This window comes from Rhodoluna sp. (assembly GCF_024639375.1).
In the GTDB taxonomy this organism is placed as follows: domain Bacteria; phylum Actinomycetota; class Actinomycetes; order Actinomycetales; family Microbacteriaceae; genus Rhodoluna.
This window is the reverse complement of the sequence record NZ_JAHEIM010000002.1, coordinates 120,185-142,106: the sequence shown is the minus strand read 5'-3', so window position 1 is coordinate 142,106 and position 21,922 is coordinate 120,185. Positions and strand designations below refer to the sequence as shown.

General features: G+C 52.7%; 17 protein-coding genes. 10 read left to right on the top strand and 7 right to left on the bottom strand.

What is annotated here, in order from left to right; translation table 11 throughout:
• The 7 genes from Q0L28_RS01520 to Q0L28_RS01490 all read left to right on the top strand — a co-directional run.
• Positions 1-1,840: DNA topoisomerase (locus Q0L28_RS01520; RefSeq protein ID WP_296630584.1), on the top strand; the 1,840-nt coding region annotated here is incomplete at its 5' end.
• Entirely contained in the window at positions 1,840-2,457 is a 618-nt protein-coding gene (gene tmk, locus Q0L28_RS01515) for a dTMP kinase (RefSeq protein ID WP_296630581.1), read from the top strand. The genes Q0L28_RS01520 and tmk, both read left to right, overlap by 1 nt.
• 5 nt (positions 2,458-2,462) lie before the next feature.
• Positions 2,463-3,620 carry a DNA polymerase III subunit delta' gene (locus Q0L28_RS01510; protein ID WP_296630580.1) on the top strand — a complete coding sequence of 386 codons (1,158 nt, stop codon included), beginning with the start codon at positions 2,463-2,465 and terminating at the stop codon, positions 3,618-3,620.
• A 2-nt stretch (positions 3,621-3,622) separates the two neighbouring features.
• A complete protein-coding gene (locus tag Q0L28_RS01505; protein WP_296630577.1) occupies positions 3,623-5,173 on the top strand; it encodes an alpha/beta hydrolase in 1,551 nt (516 codons plus the stop codon).
• 130 nt (positions 5,174-5,303) lie between these two features.
• The gene (locus tag Q0L28_RS01500; RefSeq protein ID WP_296630574.1) at positions 5,304-5,633 is read left to right on the top strand and encodes a DUF485 domain-containing protein; all 330 of its coding nucleotides are present in this window, start codon (positions 5,304-5,306) and stop codon (positions 5,631-5,633) included.
• Positions 5,633-7,279: a cation acetate symporter gene (locus Q0L28_RS01495; protein ID WP_296630573.1), complete on the top strand. Its 1,647-nt coding sequence runs from the start codon at positions 5,633-5,635 to the stop codon at positions 7,277-7,279. The genes Q0L28_RS01500 and Q0L28_RS01495 overlap by 1 nt, the downstream gene beginning before the upstream one ends.
• Before the next feature lie 81 nt (positions 7,280-7,360).
• Complete coding sequence (locus Q0L28_RS01490) at positions 7,361-8,293, top strand: oxygenase MpaB family protein (RefSeq protein WP_296630571.1); 933 nt, start codon at positions 7,361-7,363, stop codon at positions 8,291-8,293.
• Between the two features lie 56 nt (positions 8,294-8,349).
• Here Q0L28_RS01490 and ppsA read toward each other — a convergent pair whose 3' ends face one another.
• From ppsA to Q0L28_RS01470, 4 genes are all read right to left on the bottom strand, one after another.
• Entirely contained in the window at positions 8,350-10,713 is a 2,364-nt protein-coding gene (ppsA, locus tag Q0L28_RS01485; RefSeq protein WP_296630568.1) for a phosphoenolpyruvate synthase, read from the bottom strand.
• Between the two features lie 18 nt (positions 10,714-10,731).
• A complete protein-coding gene (locus Q0L28_RS01480; RefSeq protein ID WP_296630566.1) occupies positions 10,732-11,544 on the bottom strand; it encodes a pyruvate, water dikinase regulatory protein in 813 nt (270 codons plus the stop codon).
• Positions 11,545-11,683: 139 nt separating this feature from the next.
• Positions 11,684-12,907, bottom strand: coding sequence for an acetyl-CoA hydrolase/transferase C-terminal domain-containing protein (locus Q0L28_RS01475; RefSeq protein ID WP_296630563.1), 1,224 nt, complete (start codon positions 12,905-12,907; stop codon positions 11,684-11,686).
• Positions 12,908-12,910: 3 nt separating this feature from the next.
• Positions 12,911-14,737: a heavy metal translocating P-type ATPase gene (locus Q0L28_RS01470; protein WP_296630560.1), complete on the bottom strand. Its 1,827-nt coding sequence runs from the start codon at positions 14,735-14,737 to the stop codon at positions 12,911-12,913.
• A gap of 57 nt (positions 14,738-14,794) precedes the next feature.
• Here Q0L28_RS01470 and Q0L28_RS01465 point away from each other — a divergent pair, with 57 nt between their 5' ends.
• Together Q0L28_RS01465 and Q0L28_RS01460 are read left to right on the top strand one after the other, a co-directional pair.
• Positions 14,795-16,186 (top strand): MBL fold metallo-hydrolase, encoded by a 1,392-nt coding sequence (locus Q0L28_RS01465; protein ID WP_296630557.1) that lies wholly within the window; start codon positions 14,795-14,797, stop codon positions 16,184-16,186.
• Positions 16,187-16,211: 25 nt separating this feature from the next.
• Positions 16,212-17,558 (top strand): D-alanyl-D-alanine carboxypeptidase, encoded by a 1,347-nt coding sequence (locus Q0L28_RS01460; protein WP_296630555.1) that lies wholly within the window; start codon positions 16,212-16,214, stop codon positions 17,556-17,558.
• Here the strand turns inward: Q0L28_RS01460 and Q0L28_RS01455 are convergent.
• Positions 17,518-18,117, bottom strand: a complete 600-nt coding sequence (locus Q0L28_RS01455; protein ID WP_296630552.1) for a copper resistance CopC family protein — start codon at positions 18,115-18,117, stop codon at positions 17,518-17,520. The genes Q0L28_RS01460 and Q0L28_RS01455 overlap by 41 nt on opposite strands.
• 34 nt (positions 18,118-18,151) lie before the next feature.
• Here Q0L28_RS01455 and dacB point away from each other — a divergent pair, with 34 nt between their 5' ends.
• Positions 18,152-19,531: a D-alanyl-D-alanine carboxypeptidase/D-alanyl-D-alanine-endopeptidase gene (dacB, locus tag Q0L28_RS01450; RefSeq protein WP_296630550.1), complete on the top strand. Its 1,380-nt coding sequence runs from the start codon at positions 18,152-18,154 to the stop codon at positions 19,529-19,531.
• On the opposite strand, the gene galK is transcribed toward dacB, so the two are convergent.
• Together galK and galT are read right to left on the bottom strand one after the other, a co-directional pair.
• Positions 19,532-20,689 carry a galactokinase gene (galK, locus tag Q0L28_RS01445; RefSeq protein WP_296630546.1) on the bottom strand — a complete coding sequence of 386 codons (1,158 nt, stop codon included), beginning with the start codon at positions 20,687-20,689 and terminating at the stop codon, positions 19,532-19,534. It abuts the gene before it with no gap.
• Positions 20,689-21,774 (bottom strand): galactose-1-phosphate uridylyltransferase, encoded by a 1,086-nt coding sequence (gene galT, locus Q0L28_RS01440; RefSeq protein ID WP_296630544.1) that lies wholly within the window; start codon positions 21,772-21,774, stop codon positions 20,689-20,691. Before galT ends, galK begins: the two co-directional genes overlap by 1 nt.
• Between the last annotated feature and the right edge of the window lie 148 nt (positions 21,775-21,922).

Here is a 21,922-nt window from a genome sequence, read left to right as displayed (position 1 = left end):
GGCTGCACCTTTCACTACTTCAACACTGCAGCAAGAGGCTTCTCGCAAATTGCGCATGTCGGCAAAGCAGACCATGGATACCGCGCAGTCGCTTTATCAAGAGGGTCACATTACTTATATGCGAACCGACTCACCAACTCTTTCGACTCAGGCGATTAATGCTGCCCGCACCCAGGCCAAGCAAATGTTTGGTGCCGAATTTGTGCCAGATGCGCCACGCGTTTATCAGGGCAAAAACAAAAACGCACAAGAGGCCCACGAAGCGATTCGCCCTGCCGGTGAAACTTTCAAGCACCCATCAGAGCTGGCCAGTGTTTTGGCTGGCCGCGCGTTTGATCTTTACGACCTCATCTGGAAGCGCACCGTTGCATCTCAGATGCAAGACGCCAAGGTTTCAACCACCACTGCAAAAATTTCAGTGAGCCCGCTTGCTGATGGTGGCGCTGCCGAGTTCACCGCATCGGGAACCGTAGTCACCTTCCGCGGATTCATGGCAGCTTACGAAGAAAGCCAAGACGAATCACGCAACGAAGACGAAGCCGAAGAGCGTGAGTCAAAGTTGCCTAACCTATCCGCGGGTCAAGCGTTAAAGGCTATTGAAGTCACCGCTAAAGACCACCAGACTTCACCGCCACCGCGCTACACCGAAGCTTCATTGGTTAAGGCGCTAGAAGAAGACGGCATCGGCCGCCCTTCGACCTATGCGGCGATTTTGTCGACCATTATCAACAAGGGCTACGTGACCAAGCGTGGTCAAGCGCTTGTTCCAGCTTGGATTGCCTTCACCATCACACGTTTTCTTGAGGAGAACTTCGGCAATCTAATTGATTACGCGTTCACCGCTCAGATGGAAGAAGACCTTGACCGAATTGCTAGCGGAGAACTTGACCGCAGCTCATGGTTGAAGAAGTTCTACTTTGGCGAAGACAATGGCCACGGCTTGCGCCCAACCGTTGAGAACTTGGGCGACAGCGACCCGCGAGCCATCAACTCAATTGAGTTGGCAGAGGGCATTACTTTGCGAACCGGCAAGTACGGCCCATACATTGAAATTTTTGGAGATGCTGCGGCCGAAGGTCACGATGAAAATGGGCGACGAATTGTCAACATTCCAGAGGGCCTTGCACCTGATGAACTAACCGTTGCCAAAGCCAAAGAACTTATCGATGCGCCAATCATCACCGACCGCGTGATGGGCGTTGACCCAACCACTGGCTTCAACATTCTTTTCAAAGATGGCCGCTATGGGCCTTATGTGGTTTTGGATGACGAGCACGCGGCGAAGCCGAAGACCGCATCGCTGTTCAAAACCATGAGCCCAGAAACTTTGACTCTTGAAGATGCAATCGCGTTGCTGTCTCTGCCTCGCGTAGTTGGCGTTGACCCAGAAAGCGCAGTTGACATCACCGCGCAGAACGGCAAGTTTGGCCCTTACCTAATGAAGGGCAAAGACTCGCGTTCTTTGCAAAGCGAGGACCAGTTGTTCTCGCTAGATCTTGCTGGTGCGCTTGAGATTTTTGCGCAGCCTAAATATGGAGGTCGCCGCACCGCCGCAACTCCACTCAAGGAATTCGGTGAAGACCCAGCCTCTGGTTTGAACGTGGTTGCCAAGTCGGGTCAGTTTGGCCTGTACGTCACCGACGGCGCTGTTAATGCAACCGTGCCTAAGGATGAAAATCTGGAAGAGCTAACTTCTGATCAGGCATTCGAGTTACTCGCGATTCGTCGTGAAAAACTTGGGCTTGAACCAGGAGAGGCACCTGCCAAGGCTGGCAAGGTCACCAAGAAACCAACTACCAAGCGCGTGGTCAAGGCTGGCGCTACCCGAAAGAAAAAGTAATGCCCGGTCTGTTCATTTCTTTTGAGGGAATCGACGGAGTTGGCAAATCAACTCAAGCTGATTTGCTAGAAGAATTTTTGACAGCGCACGGACGAACCACGCTGCGAACGCTAGAGCCGGGCGGCACCGAACTTGGTCAAGAAATTCGACACCTGCTGCTGCACCGCAAGGGCGAGGTTGCTCCGCGCGCCGAGGCTTTGCTTTATGCAGCCGATCGCGCACATCACGTTGCCACTAAAGTGAAACCCGCTCTGGATGCCGGCACCGATGTAATCACCGATCGCTACCTGGACTCATCCGTGGCATATCAAGGTGTTGGTCGCGCGCTAGATGCCGCCGAAGTGCGAGCGCTTTCGATGTTTGCCGTGAACAACCTTTTGCCAAACCTCACCATCTTGCTTGATCTAGATGCCGAGGCCGCAATGTCGCGCCGCAAAAATACCGGCACCGAACCTGACCGCCTTGAGCGTGAAAAGACCGAGTTTTTTGAGGCAGTGCGTCAGGCTTATTTGCAGCTTGCCAAGGCTGAACCCGAGCGTTGGTTCGTGGTTGACGCCGCGCAATCGATTGATGAGATGCAATCGCAAATTCGTGCCCGCGTTGAAGGGCTGCTGTAAATCAATTGAGTGCCACCGCCGCATTTGCACCAATTTGGAATGACCTGCTTGGTCAACCAGAAGCGGTTGGGCAACTGGAAGTTGCCGTGCGTCACCGCGACCAGGGTGTGCATCATGCTTGGTTAGTCACCGGCCCACCCGGGTCAGGTCGTTCAAATTTGGCTCATGCTTTTGCTGCTGCACTGCTTTGCCCAACCGGTGGTTGCGGCGAGTGCAAGAGTTGCATTTTGGCCAAGGCCGGCAGTCACCCAGATATCTCGGTGCTCTCAACCGAGAAAGTGCAGATCTCAATTGAAGAGGTTCGCCAACTAGTGGCCAACTCACAATTCGGTGGCTCGATGGGCAAGTTTCGCATCATGATTATCGAAGATGCCGACCGCATGCAAGAGCGTTCGTCGAATGTTTTGCTCAAGGCGCTAGAGGAGCCGCCAGCCGGCACGATCTGGCTGCTGTGCGCGCCATCCGAGGCAGATATGTTGCCAACCATTCGTTCGCGCGTTCGCCGCGTGGGCCTAAAGGTGCCGGCCATCGAAGAGGTGGCTCGCATTCTGATTGAGCGCGATGGCATTGAGTCGAAACTGGCACACCAGGTTGCTGCAGAATCGCAGAGCCACATTGGCATGGCTCGCCGATTAGCAACTAGCTCTGAGGCGCGCAGTCGCCGTCGCGAGACATTGATGGCGGCGTTGAACATCACTGGCGTCACTTCGGCCGTGATGACCGCCGAACGTTGGCTTGAAATTGCTAAGAAAGACGCCGAGGCGCTAACCGCCGAGCGTGATGACGAAGAGAAAACTGCTTTGATGCATTCGCTTGGTTTGAAGCCTGGCGACAACATTCCTGCCAACCTAAAGTCTGATCTGAAGGCACTTGAAGAGGGTCAAAAGCGCCGCGCAACTCGCAGCGTGCGTGACGGCCTTGACCGCATTTTGGTTGACCTGATGTCTTTGCTTCGTGATGTTTTGACCCTGCAGATCGGTGCCGGCGTGGCATTGGTGAACGAAGACTTGCGAGCCGGTATTACCGAAATGGCAAACGGCTCAACTGCGGCGCAAACCATCCATCGCATCGAAGCTGTCAGCACGGCTCGTCACCGCGTGGATTCAAACGTGCGTGATCTAATGGCTCTTGAAGCACTTGCCGTTCAGTTGCGCAGAAAGTAATCATGAAAATGTTGATAACCAAACTTTCTCGCGCGGTTGCTGCGGCTCTTGTAGTTACTTTGCTAACCACTTCTTGCGCTGTGGCTGCAACCAAACTGCCTAACACAGTGGCGCTGAAGCCGAATGTCGAGGCAAGCATTGCTACCGATTTGAAACCTATTTATTCTCAAAAAATTACCTTCACCAAGTGCGGTGCAGACAGAACCTATTGCGGCACGGTTTTGGTGCCGATGAACTGGGCAAAGCCAAGTGGCAAAAAACTAAAACTTTCCGTTGCCTATCGACAAGCTGATATTGCGAAGCCAAAGGGTTTCGTCTTTTTCAATCCAGGCGGCCCGGGAACATCTGGGTTGGATTTTTCTTTGAATTCAATTTCTTCGATCGGCACACCGGCTTTGCGCAAGAACTTCAACGTCGTTGGTTTTGACCCACGTGGTGTTGGGCAAAGTGAGCCAAAAGTTAAGTGCCTGACTGCCGCACGCATGGATCATTTTTTGTATGGCATTCCACAATTTGAATTGGGTAGCGCTGGCGATTTGGCCGAGACTCGAGCCACCATGAAAGAGTTCGCCGATGCCTGCGTGGCAAACACAGGCGCAGCACTTGGTTACATCGACACGGTGTCGGCGGCGCGCGACCTCGATGTTTTGCGCGCAGTGTTTGGTCAAAGCAAGTTCAACTATCTGGGCTACAGTTACGGAACTTACCTCGGCACCATGTATGCGCAGTTATATCCGAAGCGCGTTGGTCGAATGGTGCTCGATGGCGCAATCAACCCCTTGATGAGTGATGAAGATCAGAGTCTCGCGCAACTCAAAGGTTTCGATCTGGCATTTCGCAATTACCTAACTCAGTGTTTAAGCAGCAGCGACTGCCCATTCTCTGGCAGCTTGGCCAGTGCCCAGCAGGCGATGGCAAATCTGTTTTTGAAAATCGAAGCAAACCCGTTGCCAACCGCTTCGGGTCGAAAAGTGTCTTATGGCACTGCGCTCACCGGTGTAATCATGGCGCTCTATAGCAACAGCAGCTGGAGCACGCTGAGTTATGCAATCACCGAAGCCAAGACGGGCAAGGGCGACACCCTGCTTGAGTTGGCCGATGCCTATAACGATCGCAAGGCAAACGGCACCTATTCGAGCAACATCACCGAAGCAAATATTTCAATCAATTGCTTAGACGCCCGACAGTCTTCATCGCCTGCGGCAATGGCGGCCCAGAACGCCCGCGTGGTGAAGGCCAGTGTGGTGTTTGGTCGCTACTGGCAATTTGGCGGCCTCGGATGTGCCGAATGGCCATATCCATTGGCAAAGCATCCAACTAATTACAAAGCAGCAGGGGCGCCAACCATCATTGTCGTGGGCACTACCGGCGACCCAGCCACCCCTTATTCGCAGGCGGTTGACCTTGCCAACTCGGTGCTCAAAAAGGGTCAACTCATCACTTTCAACGGCGATGGCCACACGGCCTATGGTCACTCGAACACCTGTGTAGACGACCACGTGGACGATTTCTTCTTGAATGGTGTGGTGCCAAGCGAAGATCCGAAGTGCTAGTAATAACGAATGGGTTACCAATAGCCATTTTGTAAAAAACAATTCTGTATTTCAGTAGGCTCACAAAAGAGTGCTTCGGCACCCACATGCCGCAACGAGGCGGCATGAACCTAGTGAACATCGGAGTTCAATGTCATCTTCAGAGAATGAAAAGGTGTGGGCCGAAACACAGGCCAGCCCAGAGTTCCAGGAACTGAAACGCAAATTTAGGGGCTTTGCTTTTCCACTAACTGTTGCATTCCTGGTTTGGTATTTCCTTTACGTAGCACTCACCGCTTATGCCCGTGATTGGGTGAGCACCCCGGTGATTGGCAACATCAACATCGCGTTTATTTTGGGTGTGCTGCAATTTGCCAGCACGTTCATCATCATGTGGCTCTATGAGCGTCACTCAACTCGAAACCTCGACGCCAGATCAGAAAAACTGCGTCAGCAAATTGAGAAGGAGTTGGCTAAGTAATGAACACCACTCTGCTCAGCAGCATCCTGTTTATTTCTTTCGTGGCAGTAACTTTGGTGCTGGTATTTCGCGCCGGTCGCTCAAACAAGAAATCGGCAACCGACTTTTACGACGGTGGTGCTTCGTTCTCTGGATTCCAGAATGGCCTAGCTATCGCCGGTGACTATATGTCTGCCGCATCTTTCCTTGGCATCGCCGGAATGATTGCCTTGTTTGGCTACGACGGCTTCTTGTATTCAATTGGTTTCTTGGTTGCCTGGCTAGTGGCACTGCTGTTGGTAGCCGAGCCGCTTCGCAACTCAGGTCGATTCACCATGGGTGATGTGCTTTCTTTCCGCATGAAGCAGCGCCCGGTGCGCACAGCATCGGCGGCGTCAACCATCGTGGTTTCAATCTTCTATCTGCTCGCACAAATGGTGGGTGCCGGTTCGCTGGTTTCACTCTTGCTTGGCATCACTGACTCAGGTGCAAAAACCTGGATCATCGCCGGCGTGGGTATCTTGATGATTGTTTACGTGACCATCGGCGGCATGAAGGGCACAACATATGTGCAGATTCTGAAAGCGTTCTTGCTGATGATTGGTGCAGCACTTTTGACCATAATGGTTTTCGCGCAATTCCACTTCAACGTTTCTGAGCTACTGGGTGCCGCGGTCAAGAACAGCGGTAACGTCAACTTGCTATCGCCAGGTCAAAAATATGGCGTGGATGTTGCCGACGACCCATTCAAGACTTTGATGAACAAGCTCGACCTATTCTCACTTGGTCTTGCTTTGGTGCTTGGAACCGCTGGTTTGCCGCACATTCTGATTCGCTTCTACACCGTGCCTACTGCCAAGGCAGCTCGCAAGTCAGTTAACTGGGCAATTGGAAACATCGGAATTTTCTATCTGATGACCATCGCCCTGGGCTTTGGTGCAGCGGCTTTGGTTAGCCAGGATGCCATCAAGGCTGCCGACAAAGGCGGAAACGTTGCGGCACCGCTATTGGCTGAAACGCTTGGCGGTGGTCACGGCAGCACCGGCGGTGCAATCATGTTGGCGGTCATTGGTGCCATCGCGTTTGCCACCATCTTGGCGGTTGTCGCGGGTCTTACTTTGGCCAGCTCGTCATCGTTTGCGCATGACTTCTATGCCAACGTAATCAAGAAGGGCAACGCTTCACCTGAGAAGGAAGTTCGCGTTGCTCGAATTGCGGCGGTGCTAATTGGTGGCGTGGCAATCATCCTGGCCATTGGTGCACAGGGTTTGAACGTGGCTTTCTTGGTTGCGATTGCATTCGCGATTGCTGCTTCGGCTAACTTGCCGGCGGTGCTCTACTCATTGTTCTGGAAGCGATTCAACACTCGCGGTGCGGTGTGGGCCATCTATGGTGGCCTTGCCTGTGCAGTGATTTTGTTGGTGTTCTCGGGCAACGTTTCGGGAACCCCAACATCGTTCTTGCCATTCGATCCAGAAAACGGCATCAACAACATCAACTTCAAGTTGTTCCCGTTGAATAACCCTGGCATCGTTTCGATTCCATTCGGTTTCTTCATGGGATGGTTGGGAACCGTTACTTCAAACGAACGAAACAGCGCCAAGTACGCAGAGCTAGAAGTTCGCTCGCTTACCGGTGCGGCTATCGGCAAAGCCGTTCAGCACTAATCAATTCAAAAGAAAACCCCGGCCATTGGTCGGGGTTTTCTTTGTTAGATTCGAGCAAGTGATAAATCTCAGAGGGGCAAGTTGAAGAACAAAGCGTGGCAAGAAGCACTTTCAGTGCGCTTTCGCCGCCTTCTTTCGGGTGACCCTAACGGTGTGCCACCTTGGCTAGAGGTAGTTGCCGCCGGCGATGATGCGGGCTGGTTTACCCCTGATGATGCACCGTGGGTTGTGCACGCAGATTTTGCAACCTTGGTTGGCGGCATTCGCGCTCTATTGATGCAGGCTTTGCATCCGGGGTCGCTGGCAGGTGTGTCACAGCACTCAAGATATGAACAAGACCCACTCGGTCGACTCTCGGGCACCATCCGCTGGCTAACCGTGACTACTTTTGGTTCCGAGCAAGCAATCATGCAAGAAGCAAGTCGAGTGAACCGACTGCACACCCGCGTTGTGGGCGATTACGTTTCAGGTCAGGGAGAGCAAAAGAGCTATCGTGCAGCAGATGCCGACTTGCTGCTTTGGGTGCACATCGCTTTCAGCGATTCGTTCTTAACTGCCCACGAATGGTATTCCGGTGTGAGCATTCCCAAAGGTGACAATGCAAGTGCCGCGGATAACTATGTGGCCCAGTGGTCAAAATCTGTGCAGCCGTTGGGTTTGGCCCAGGCGCCGATGACCCGGGCAGAACTCAACGACCAAATTTCGCAGTTCGCCGAACAAGGGCTGTTGCGAGTAGACGAGCAAACTCTGCAGGTTGTTGATTTCATTCGCAAGGCACCATTGCCTAAAAGCGCCAAACCAATTTATGCGTTGTTGTTTGACGCAGCGGTGGTTAGTTTGCCTCAAGAAATTCGACAAATGCTTGGCCTCAGGGCGCGACCTCGTTGGTTCGTTCAACCAGTGGTTCGTGCGCTGCTTAGGCTGATGCGTTTCGCTATAGGGCCAGAGAGCCCAATTGAGGATGCTGCAAAGCAGAGGCTAATTCGGGTTGGGGCTTGGAGCCCTAACTCATAATGTTTTGAAACAAGAAAGTGGCCCGCGAATTACCGCGGGCCACTTTCTTTATTGGTTTACTTTTTAGCCAGAGACAACCAGGTGTCAACCACGGTGTCTGGGTTCAATGACACCGAATCAATGCCTTGCTCAACCAACCAAGCGGCTAGGTCTGGGTGGTCACTTGGGCCTTGGCCACAGATTCCCACGTATTTGCCAGCCTTCTTGCATGCGGTGATGGCCATGGTCAACAATGCCTTCACAGCATCGTTGCGCTCATCAAATTCGTGAGCTACCAATGACGAGTCGCGGTCTAGACCAAGGGTCAACTGAGTCAGGTCGTTAGAGCCAATCGAGAAACCATCGAAGTGCTCAAGAAACTGATCTGCCAACAACGCATTGCTTGGCAACTCACACATCATGATTACCTGAAGACCGTCAACGCCTCGCTCAAGGCCGTTTGCCTTTAGCAATTCGATTACCTGCTTAGCTTCGTTCACTGTGCGCACGAATGGAATCATCACCTTTAGATTGGTCAGACCCATCTCATTGCGCACTAGCTTTACTGCGTCACATTCCATTTCGAAGGCATCGCGGAAATCCTTAGAAATGTAGCGAGATGCACCGCGGAAACCAAGCATCGGGTTTTCTTCATGTGGCTCGTACTTTGAACCACCGATGAGGTTTGCGTATTCGTTTGACTTGAAGTCGCTCAAACGGAAAATCACCGGTGAAGGATTGAAAGCCGCAGCAATCATCGACATGCCCTCAGCCAAACGCGAAACATAGAACTCACGTGGTGATGCGTATCCAGCAATTCGCTTTTCGATTTCCTTCTTGGTGAAGTCATCCTGAGCCGCCAAGTTCAAAAGAGCATTCGGGTGAATACCAATTTGGCGGTTGATGATGAACTCCATGCGGGCCAAGCCAACGCCCTTGTTTGGAATCTTGGCGAACGAGAATGCCTGGTCAGGTGTTCCCACGTTCATCATGATCTGAACTGGAATCTCTGGCATGTTTCCGGCATCCGAAGAAAGCACTTCGAAGTCGATTAGACCTTCGTATACCTTGCCGGTTTCACCCTCGGCACAAGAAACGGTAACTTCGTCGCCGTTTGCCAGCGCCTTGGTGGCATCCGAGGTGCCAACCACTGCAGGAATGCCTAGCTCACGCGCAATGATTGCTGCGTGACAAGTGCGACCGCCACGGTTGGTGACGATTGCGCTGGCCTTCTTCATGATTGGTTCCCAGTCAGGGTCGGTCATGTCGGCAACCAACACATCGCCAGCTTGGAACTGGCTCATCTGGTCGATTGACGCCATCACGCGAACGGCGCCCTTGCCGATCTTCTGGCCGATTGCGCGACCTTCAGACATCACCTTGCCGGTGCCGTGAATTACGTAGCGCTCAATGACCCCACCAGTCTTGCGAGACATCACTGTCTCTGGACGAGCCTGCAAGATGTAGAGGTTGTTGTCGAGGCCGTCTTTAGCCCACTCGATGTCCATCGGGCGGCCGTAGTGCTCTTCAATGGCAACTGCGTAGTTAGCGAGGGTGGTGACTTCTTCATCGCTAAGGCTGAATTGAACGCGCTCGCCTTCGGTGACTGCAACAAACTCTGTGGTCTTGCCCACAGATTTGTCAGCGGTGTAAACCATCTTGATGGCTTTCTCACCCTTGCCGCGCTTAAGAATCGCTTTGCGACCAGCCTTTAGAGCTGGCTTGTAAACGTAGAACTCATCGGGATTAACTGCACCCTGAACCACTGCCTCACCAAGTCCATACGACGATGTAATGAACACGGCTTGGTCAAAACCTGATTCTGTGTCAACCGAAAACATAACTCCCGAGACAGCTTTGTCTGAGCGAATCATTTGTTGCACACCAGCAGACAGGGCCACGTCACTGTGGATGAACCCGTGGTGCACTCGGTAGGCAATTGCGCGGTCGTTGTAAAGCGATGCGAATACCAACTTGATTGCCGAAAGAATGTTTTCGATGCCGTGGATGTTCAAGAAAGTTTCTTGCTGGCCAGCAAAAGATGCTTCTGGTAGGTCTTCGGCGGTTGCCGATGAACGCACGGCAAAGGTTGCGTCACCATTGTGAGATTCGAGAAGAGTTTCATAGGCGCCACGGATGGCTTGTTCTAGCTCTGGCTGAAACTTTGCTTCAAGAATGAAGTCTCGCACTGCTGATCCAACTTTTGAAAGCGCGACAACGTCATCGGTGTCGAGGTTTTCGGTCAGTTGGTTAATCTTGTCTTCTAGCTTGTTGTAATTGAGGAATTCACGAAACGCATCTGCGGTCGTTGCGAAGCCACCAGGCACGCGAACTCCTGCAGAACTCAAACCATTGATCAACTCACCAAGTGACGAGTTTTTACCGCCCACTTGGTCGAGATCTTTCATGGTTATGTCATGCAACCAAAGTATTTCTTTCATTTCCCTCCTCCACTTCGCCTAACTGCGAAGCCCCTTTATATCCATTGCCACTGAGGCAAGCTCTTCAACCGATTTGGTTGAGGAATCTAAGTACGGAATCTTGTACTTCTCAAAGATGTGCATCGCAGAGTCAATTTCAAATCGACACTGCTCAATCGATGCGTACTTTGAATTAGGACGGCGTTCCGAGCGCACTGTTTGAAGTCGTTGGGGAGTGGAGATTAGGCCGAAGGCTTTATCTGAAGTCTTTTCAAGGCTGGCAGGCAGCTTTAGCGTGTTGAAGTCTTCGTCAACAATTGGAAAGTTTGCCGCCTTTACGCCGTATTGAAGCGAGAGGTACATGCTGGTTGGCGTCTTGCCGCAGCGAGAGGGCGCTACCAAGATGATGTCGGCTTGGTCTAGAGCGCGAAGGCTCTGGCCATCGTCGTGCTCAATGCTGTATTCAATGGCGGCCATGCGCTGCTGGTACTTGGTGGCGTTCGAGATGCCGTGAGCTGAACCCTTGATTGGTGCGCTTTTTACGCCTAGTTCCAACTCGAGGGTTGGCAGGGTTTGGTCAAACAGGTCAATAAAGAGCGATTTGCTGGTGCTCAAAATGTTTTTGATGTCTTGGTCAACCGTGGTGGAAAAGACGATTGGGCGTTGGCCTGGAACATTGGCGCGGTCAATGCGCTGAACGGTTTTTTCGGCATCTAGCACATTGGTTACAAATGCAATGGTGTGGTTTTCAAAAGTTGAGGTATCGAATTGTGAAAGCAGGGCGGCACCCCAAGCTTCGGCAGTGATCCCTGTTCCATCGGATACAAAGAAAACGGTGCGAGTATCGGCCACGGGCGTTCCATTCACAGACCAAGACGTCGTTGTCGGTGGCCATTCTTAGGCCAATTATAAAGCCGCGACTTTGTGCAAAACCGGCTGAATGAAAAATAAGTGACAAACTTTCACATTTGTTTGCTTTGTAAGCGTTTTCTTAAATTAATCCCATGCGCTTTGCCGCGTCAACCAATTCTGCACGTGCATCCGGGTGAGCCACTGCGATGATGTTTTCGGCCTGCTGTTTTTGTGTGTGACCAAAGCAAGCCGCCAAACCCTGCTCGGTTGCAACATAGCTGTGCTGAAAACTAGTGACGTTATCGGTTAGGTGAGGAACAATCGCCGACTTATTAGCCTTCGGGTGCCATGAAGGCAGTGCCATGAACGACTGGCCACCACGAGAGTGCAAAGCACCAACAATGAAGTCGGTTGATCCGCCGAATCCCGAGTAAATCTCGCCTCGCACATAACTGGCATTTGCCTGGTCATAGAGGTCAACTTCGAGCGCGGCGTTGATGCTGGTCATTTTGGCTTGGCGGCTAATCTGACCCGGGTCATTAGTCTTCTCGGTGCGCAACATGCGAACCGAGCGATTCAGGTGTAGCCACTCATACAGTTCGGTGCTGCCAAATAAGAACGATGCAGTCAGTGGCAGTTCTGGGTCTAGGGCTCCGGCCTTGTGCAAATCAAGCACACCATCGCTAAACATCTCGGTCCACACGCGCAGATTTTTGCGCTTCAGCAAACCGGCAAGCACTGCGTCGGGAATACCGCCGATGCCGAGTTGCATTGTTGAACCGTCGGTGACCATCGCCGCAATGCGGTCACCAATCTCTTTGGCATCACCAACCGCAGGTGTTGGCTCCTTCGAGAGCAGTTGCTCATCCACTTCGATTAGGTAGTCGATTTCGTGTTCATAAATCTGAGCATCGCCATAGGTGTAGGGCATGTTCTTATTTGCCTGGGCGATTACTAAACCACCGCGTTCGCGCACAGCCTCAATTGCTGCCGGAAGCACGTTTACCTCGATTCCCAAACTCACGGTGTCGTGACGTGGGGCAGAGGTGTGAAGCAAAACGATGTTTGGCCAAAAGTGATCGCGAAAAAGAATTGGAACCAGGCTCAATCGACTCGGCACGTAGTTCAGTCGCTCGTGTCTGCGCATGCCAGGTCCAACGAATGCAGATTCATACTCCACGCCTTCGCGGTTGGGAATGCCAACCTGGGCTCCGAGCATGTTGAGGCGGTAGGTTTCAACCGACTCATCAAGGGCATTTAGCAAAACGGTAGGAGTAGCAAAGTTGCCCGAGGCAACCACGCGCGGATTTTCGCCAACACCCGAAAGAATTTGTTTCAGCTGTTCATAGTTGATTACGCGCATTATCTAGTTTCCCCGCTTGTTCATTTGATACTTCACCGGAACCAGTGCCCAAAGAATTGCAGCCATGTCAATGAATTCTTGACTCACAGCACTCTGGGTTGAATTTATAAAACCTGCGGATGCCGCCAGCATGGCAATCATTGCAAAACTCATGCCCACCCCGGCTGCCTGCAGGGCGCGAGCACGTGTGCCCTTGGCAATTTGCATCGCCACGGCGAGGTGCTGAATCGAATCTTCAACAATCACCACATCGGCAGCCTCGCTGGCAGCGGTTGAGCCTCGGGCGCCCATAGCCACGCCAACATCCGAGGCAGCAAGAGCGGGTGCATCGTTGATGCCGTCACCCACCACAACCACTGAACCCTTAGCAGCAGCCATTTCGGCCTTTACTATGGCCAGCTTCTGCTCGGGCTTGCACTCGGCAAAAACTTCATCAACGCCCACTTCGAACCCAACGGCTTCGGCTGTGATCTTGCGGTCGCCCGAAACCATGATTACTCGCTTCACGCCCAGTTTGCGCAGCCAGTCAACAGTCGACTTTGCCTCATCGCGCAACGGGTCGTCTAGGCCAATCATCGCCTTCAGCTCGCCGTCCTCTTCAACGGCAACCAGCAAAGCATTATCAAGTTGTGCCCACTCGGGCAGCTCAGTTGCAGGTTGACCAACCCGAATCGAGTGGCCTGCAACTTTGCCAATCAAACCGACACCGTGATTTTCAATCACTTCGGATGCGCGCTCGAGTGAAAGGCTTCGACGTTTAGCTTCGGCAATGAGTGCCTGGGCAATCACGTGTGGGCTTGATTGTTCGAGTGAAGCCGCAAGTCGAATAATTTCACTCTCGTCAGTGTCAGGCGCAAATGCAATCCGAGTGATTTCTGGCCCACCATGGGTGAGCGTTCCAGTTTTGTCGAGCATCACGGTTTCGGTGCGAGCAAGTTGCTCCAGCGCTGCGCCACCCTTGATGATAGCTCCGCGTGAAGCCGCTTTTGACATGCCCGCGATAATCGCCACCGGCACCGCCAAAATAAGTGGGCAAGGAGTGGCGGCCACGATGACAGCAACTGCGCGGCTTAGCTCGCCGGTGAAAATCCAGGTGCCAACCGAAAGCAAAAGTGCGAATGGCACAAAGCGCACCGCCCAGCGGTTGGCAATGCGCACGCCATTAGCGGTGTTTGCCTGAGCCTGTTGCACCAATCGAATCAAATTTGAATAAGTTGAATTCTCGGCATCACGCGAGGCAATCATTTCAACTTCGCCGGCAGCATTGAGCACACCCGAAGAAACTTCTTCGGTTGCAGCGTGATATTGAGGAAGTGGTTCACCGGTCAATGCAGATTCATCGAACGAACCCTCGGTAATCAAATTGCCATCGAGCGGAACAACTTCACCAGAGCGCACCAAGAGTTTGTCACCAACCTTGACCGAGGCAAGCGCAACATCTTTGATTGACCCGTCTGCGAAAATCACATGGGCAAATTGCGGTGCACGAGCCAGCAGCGCCTCTAGTTGTCGGCGTGCTCTGCCTTCGGCCCAGCGTTCCAAAGCGCGGCCGGTGGCCAACATCACCGAGATCACACTGGCGGCAATCCATTCGCCAGTGAGCGAGGTGGCCAAAATCGAAACCAAGGCCAACATGTCGCTGCCAAATTCCTTATCGCGAATAGCGCGAATAAGCAGAACCACGGATAAAGCAAGGCCGACAGCCGCACCAACTGCCCAGCTAAGAACCGCACCTAGGTGCAGGTCGCTAACCTCAAACAGAAAGCCACCACCCAGGCTGGCAAGGGTGGTAACCAGCAGCAGGTAATCGTTGCGCAGAGCCTTGTTCATACCTTCAGTCTGCCACTGCTGGGCTGCCAAAAACCCACAGCGATCTAGACTCAAAACATGGTTAAACCAATGATTCAGTTTCTAGGCGCAGCAGGCACTGTTACCGGCAGCCGTTTTTTGCTCACTGCCGGCACCACCAAGGTAATGGTCGATGCAGGCATGTTTCAGGGCCTCAAAGAACTGCGTCTAAAAAACTGGAATCCTTTGCCGATCGATCCGGGCGAGCTATCCGCGGTGATTATTACCCACGCCCACCTAGACCACTGTGGCTATTTGCCGCGATTGGTGAAAGACGGTTTTAGGGGCAAGGTGCACCTAACTAACTACACCGCCAAATTGGCCGAGGTTGTGCTGCGAGACTCAGCGCGAATTCAAACCGAAGACGCCAAGTACGCGGCAAAAAAAGGTTTTTCAAAACACAACCCACCGAAGCCGCTTTATGAAGAGGCAGATGTAACTCGCACTCTTGATCTATTCAGCGTCGAGAAATTTCACAACCGGGTCAAGGTTGCCGAAGAGACTTTCGTCACGTTTTATCCCTCGGGTCACATTCTCGGTGCGGCTTTCGTTGAAGTTGAATTCTTTGGAAAGCGCGTTCTTTTCACCGGGGATATGGGCCGCGAGCAGCACCCGCTGCTAATTAGCCCAGACCGTGTGCCCGGAGGAGCGTTTGATGCAATTGTGACCGAGTCAACCTATGGAGACAGAGAGCACGCACTTACCACCACCAATTTTGAAGACGCAATCAATCAGACAGTTGAACGCGGTGGTTCGATTTTGATTCCGGCATTTGCAGTTGACCGCACCGAAGTTATTTTGATTCAACTTCGCGAGTTGATGCAGGCTGGCAAAATTCCAAACGTGCCAATCTATGCAGACTCACCAATGGCACTTCGAGCCTTGGGTTTTTATCGCGAGGCAATCAACGGGGACTCTCCAGAAATTAGAGATGAAATTGTTGAAACCTGGCGGGGCAAAGACCCATTTGATGCCGGCACACTAGTTGAGCTGATGACGGTTGATGAATCTAAGAGCATCAACAACCCAACCGCTCCTTGCATCATCATTTCGGCATCGGGCATGGCAACCGGTGGGCGAGTGGTTCACCACTTGCGTGAGATGTTGCCAAATCCAAAGCACACAATTTTGTTGGTTGGTTTTCAGGCGATTGGCACACGTGGCCGTCGACTTGCCGAAGGCGAAACCGAAGTAAAGATGCACGGCGTGATGGTGCCGGTGCGCGCGCAGGTTGAACAGCTCGAGTCCTTTTCGGTGCACGCCGATGCCGACGAACTAATTGCTTGGCTTGGCAGCGCCAGCGAAGCGCCGAAGCATGTCTTCGTGGTTCACGGCGAAGCAGGAGCTGCCGAAATCTTTAGTGACCGAATCAAGTCGCAACTCGGCTGGCACGCACATGCACCGCGCGACGGCGAGGCAGTCGAACTCTAGGTTCTTCTGCGGTTATTTTTGATTGGTGAACAAAACCAAATCATTTTTAGGCGCTGCCGTAGTGGCAGGCAGCCTGCTGTTTGGTTTGTCTGCAACACCGGCCTTTGCGGTTGGTAGCCCGAGCCCGAGCCCAAGCCCCACTAAATCGCCCGCCGCTCCAGGCGTCTGCTCAGCCAAGACTGCCATCAGTAACCCGGCGCTGGGCCGCTTCTATGGCTACGTGATTGATGTTGCCACTGGCAAGACATTGCTCGATGTTCGCGGTGCCGAGCAGACCCCTTCGGCCTCGGTATTGAAGGTGCTTACAGCTGCAACCGCACTCACCAAATTGCCGGTTGAAACATACCGAGCTAAAACCTCGGTGCTCACCATCCCGGGCCAGCCCTCAACCATTGTGCTGCGTGGCGGCGGCGACTTTAGTTTGTCTCAACTCACTAAAGACAGCCGCTCTGCTTACACGGCAGCACCACGACTTGAAACGCTTGCCACCAACGTGCTCAACAAATGGTCGAGCGACACCGAAATCACAAAAATCATTTTGGATTCCAGTTTCTTCACCGGGCCAAATTACAATCCGTTTTGGAAGGCTAGCGATCGCACCAACGGGTACATCTCAAACATCACGGCACTGCAATTAGATAGTGACCGCACCAATGGTGACATCACGAGTTTGGCTTATGACGGTTATCGAAGCACAGACCCAGTTGGCAAAACTGGTGCCCTTTTCAAAAAGGCACTCAAAGCCCTCGCAGCGAATGCAACCGTAGTTGTCGGCACCGCTCCAAAAAGCGCTGTCGAACTAACCAGCGTTTCGAGTCAGCCTATGGACTTTTGGTTGCATCACGCAATGATGGCTTCGGATAACACCGAGACTGAGTTCATCGCGAGACATGCAGCAATTGCGGCTGGGCTGCCTGGCAGTTTTGACTCGGTTGAACCGTTGACCAAGAAGGTGCTCGAGAGTTTATCGATTGACTCAACTGGCCTAGTGATGAAAGATGCATCTGGTTTGGCTCAAGCTAATCGAGTCACTCCGCAAATCATTGCTCACCTAATGGCCTCCGCCGCTGACCCAACCAGCACCTTGGCACCGCTTGAAACATATTTGCCGGTTGCCGGAAAATCTGGAACCCTTGCTGGTCGCTTCAACGGCGTGAATGCGGTTGCAAAAAATAGCGTGAAGGGAAAGTCGGGATTCATCCCCGGTCTTTATAGCCTCGCCGGAATCATCGATGCCAAAGATGGCACTCGCTTGGCTTATGCGATGTTTGCGCGCAGTGCCGATGGCAAGCAGGTTGGCTGGGCAACTCGCGGCGCACTAGACACCGTGGCTACTCGCTTCTTTGTGTGCGGCGCAAAACTAACCAAATAATTAAACCGATTACCGCCGTGGCAATCGCGCCCAATCCAATCCAATTCCACTGAGTCACCACAGTGGTTGCCCCATCGTCAACCGGTGCACTAATCGGCATCGGCGATTCAACTGCGGATGAGTCAGCGCCGCAAGCAGGAATTGCTGGATCAACTTCGAAGCCGGCGGTGTTCTTCACGGTGAAATCGAAGAGTCCCTCAACCGGGTGGCCGTCTGCTGAAACCACTCGCCAGGTGACCACATATTTACCCGGGATGGCCAGCTGCGCGGTAGCCGATAACTGAGTGGTGCTTCCGGTATCGGCTGGCACCCAGCACGAGGTGCTCGGTAAAGAGCCATCCGGGGCTTGAATTTGCACCACATTGCCTTGATCGGCACCTAGGTTCATTAGCTTTTCGCCAAAGCTGATTTCAATTGGAATCAGCCCAGCCTCAATGGTGGAACCGGCTGCTGGGCTGGTTGAGGTCTCGTTAGCGTGGGCCAATGCCGGGCTAGCCGAGCCGAAAAATGTTAGGCCAATCAAGGCCAAGCCGGCAAAAACACTGCGCAAACACTTCATACTAGAAGTCTAGTTAGCGCGAAATGGAGCTTCATTGTCTGAGTCAAACGGTCGTTTTGGTTATTGGAAAGACGCCGCAAAGGGTGCCTTAATTGGTGCCGGTGTGCTTGCTCTAATCATTGGTGGATTCAGCATTTCTGGTGCCGGCCTGCCAACCAACAATGGCAGCAACACCCCAACTGCAACTAGCAGCAACAGCGCTTCGCCTAGCCCAAGTTCAACCTCGGTTCGCACTTGCTCGGTTGCAACTCAGGCGGCCGACACCAAACTTGGCAACCTTTCGGCAGTGGTTATCGACGCTAAGACCAACGAAGTTTTGTTTGATCGCAACGCTTCGGCCCCAGCAGCAACTGCTTCAACCATGAAGACACTTACCGCTGCGGCTGCGTTGTTGAGCCTTGGCCCAAACTACCGAGTTGAGACTCGCGTTTACCAAGACCCAACCGACCCAGGCACAATCATTTTGGTTGGTGCGGGTGACCCAACTTTGTCGCGCACCGCAGTTGGCAAGCAGTCGATTTATCGCGATGCGCCAAAGCTTTCAACTTTGGCATTGAATGTAAACAAGAAAATGGGCAGCACGCCAATCACCAACATTATTTTGGACAGCACTTTGTTTGCTGGGCCAACGTGGGAATCATCTTGGGAGCGCAGCGAACTAACTCAGGGTTACATGTCTGAAGTGACTGCACTGCAGGTTGATGGTGACCGCCTAAACCCAACTGCTGAAACATCGCAGCGCACTACCTCGCCAGTGCAAAACGCAGGCAAGTGGTTCAAGCAAGCGCTTGGTGCATCGGCGGCAAGTGCAACGGTCACGGTGGGCACCATGCCATCCGGGGCAACTCAACTTACAAGTGTTTCATCTCAGCCAGTCAGCAAGTGGATCACCCACATGATGCAAGTTTCAGACAACACTGAAGCAGAATTCTTGGCGCGATTGGTTTCGCTCGACCAAGGCTTTGACGGGTCTTTTTCTTCAATCAACGCAGCTTTCAAATCTGCGCTAAAGCCAACCAATCTTGATGCAACCGGTGTGGTTATTAAAGATGGCTCAGGATTGAGTGACTTCAATGCGGTTTCGCCAAACTACATGGCGCAACTTTATAAGTTGGTTTATGAAGCACAGGGTGTTTTCTCAACCATCAAACAGACCTTGCCTGTTTCGGGTGAGTCTGGTTCGTTGGCTTCACGCTTCAAGGGCGACAACCTAGATGCCACCGGCCACATTTATGCAAAGACCGGTTGGATCAAGCGCGGCTACACGCTGGCCGGAATCATTGAGGCTAAAGATGGCACCAGCATGGTGTTTGCGGTTTACGCCCTCGGCAATGTGTCTGATGCAACCAAGACAGCAATCGACAATTTGGTCACCGGCTTCTACCGATGTGGCGCAACGCTTTCTAACGAATAGTTAGATTTCGCGGCGAGCGCCTGGGCCCGCCGAAACCGCAAAGATCTCTGGCTTGGCAAATCCAAGTGCTTCAAATTCGGCAATCACCGAAAGAGAAATTTCACTGATCCTTTCGGTTGGCGCCAAAGCAATTGCAGCACCACCAAAACCGCCACCGGTCATTCGTGCGCCAAAGGCACCATGCCGCATAGCCGTTTCAACGGCTGTATCAAGCTCGTCAACCGAAATTTCAAAGTCGTCACGCATTGATTCGTGTGATGCGTAAAGCAACGCACCAATTGCGCCCGGGCCTTGCTCGCGCAAGGTTCGCACGGTGTCGAGCACTCGCTGGTTCTCGGTGATTACGTGACGCACTCTTCTAAAGGTTGTGTTGTCTAGCAAATCGTGAGCCTTTGGCAAATTCGATTCGTTGAGTTCGCGCAGGCTAGAAACCCCCATTGCCGCAGCACCCGCTTCGCAGGCTGCACGACGCGATGCATAACCACCATCGGCGTGACGGTGGGCAACCTTGGTGTCGATAATCAAAAGTTCAAGTCCGGCCTTGGCGAAACCTAGGTCGATAACCTGAGATTCAAGGTTTCGGCAATCCAAGAACACACCGTGATCTGCCTCACCCAGCAAGGATGCCGATTGATCCATGATTCCGGTCGGTGCACCAACAATTTCATTTTCGGCAAGCTGGCCAGCTTTGGCCAACGTCTTTTTATCGAGGCCAGCGTTCCACAACTCGTTTAATGCAACGCCAACTGCGCATTCGATTGCGGCCGATGACGAGAGCCCAGCACCAACCGGCACATCGGATTCGATGTAGCAATCAAAACCGGAGCCCGCCACTTCAGACAGCTTTGCAATTGCCCAAGCCACGCCAAATGGGTAGGCCGCCCAGTCGTTTTTATCGTCGCGGGTGATTGAGTCGAGCGGAACCTCGTGCAAGGTTGGTGAAAAGCTTGAGCCCACGCGCACCAGGTTGTCTTCACGCAGGGCAATTGCCGCAAATGTGTGGCGGTTGATTGCAAATGGAAACACGTAACCCTGGTTGTAATCGGTGTGCTCACCAATCAGGTTCACGCGCCCGGGAGCCGACCAAACGCCGGTTGGTGCATAACCAAATTTGGCTTCAAAGTCGGCGGCAGCTTTGCGAATTAACGAATCGGTCATTACAGAACCTCACGAATCATTTTGGCGGCAACCTCTGGTGCAAAGTCGGCGATGAATGCGCCCATTGCCGATTCAGAGCCAGCAAGGTACTTGAGTTTGTCGGCGGCACGGCGAGGCGAAGTGATCTGCAACTGCAAACGCACATTTTCTCCACCAGCAACCAAAGGTGCTTGGTGCCAAGCCGAGATGTATGGCGTAGGGGTGTCGTAGATGCGATCCAAAGCATTCAACAGTTGGTGGTAGATGCTGGCTAGTTCGTCTTTTTCAGCCTCGGATAATTGCCCAAAGTGCTGCACGTGGCGATGTGGCAAAAGGTGAATCTCAATTGGCCAACGACCGGCGAACGGAACATAAGCGGTGAAGTGCTCACCGGCGATCAACACTCGTTCACTTGCTTTTTCAAACTGCAAGGTTTTCTCAAACAGGTCGTCACCAAATTTGGCGATTGAAGCCAACAACTTAGAAGTTCGTGGCGTGACATAAGGGTAAGAATAAATTTGACCGTGCGGGTGGTGCAGGGTCACACCAATTTCTTGACCGCGGTTTTCAAACGGAAACACCTGACGCACGCCTGGCAGCGACTGAAGGTCATTAGTTCGGTCGGCCCAAGCTTCGATCACGGTTCGCACTCGACTCACCGGCATTTGCCCTAGTGAACCAAGGTGCTCCGGGCTGAAGACCACAACCTCGCATCGACCAACGGATGCGCGCGTGCTGCCTAGTTCAAGATTATCTACAACTGAATATTTCTCGTCATCCGCTGGCAACAGGTCTGGGCCAAAAGAAGGGCTCTTATTCTCAAACACCGCAACATCAAAATTGTCGGGCACTTCTGAAAGATTGTCTTCGTTGGTTGGGCAGAGTGGGCACTCATGAGCTGGTGGCAAAAAAGCACGATTGTGGCGAGCCGCAGCAACCGAAATCCATTCACCGGTTAGTGAGTCCAAGCGCATTTGTGCAACCTCAGGGCGCGGTGGCAATTCACGCTGATCGGACTTGCGGGCTTGTGGCAGGGCCGAATTCGAATCATCGAAATAGAAAATGTCTCGACCGTCGGCCAGCTTTGCTGCAATTTTGTTTGTCATCACTGGGCTCCTCTGGTCAAAGTTTAGTTGCGTGCCTTGTTCACCCAGTGAACCCAAAATTAACCTAGAAACAACCTGCGGTGTTCACATAGTTTCCAAACCGCTGGGAATATGTACATATGACTACAACACCAAACACAGCAGCGAA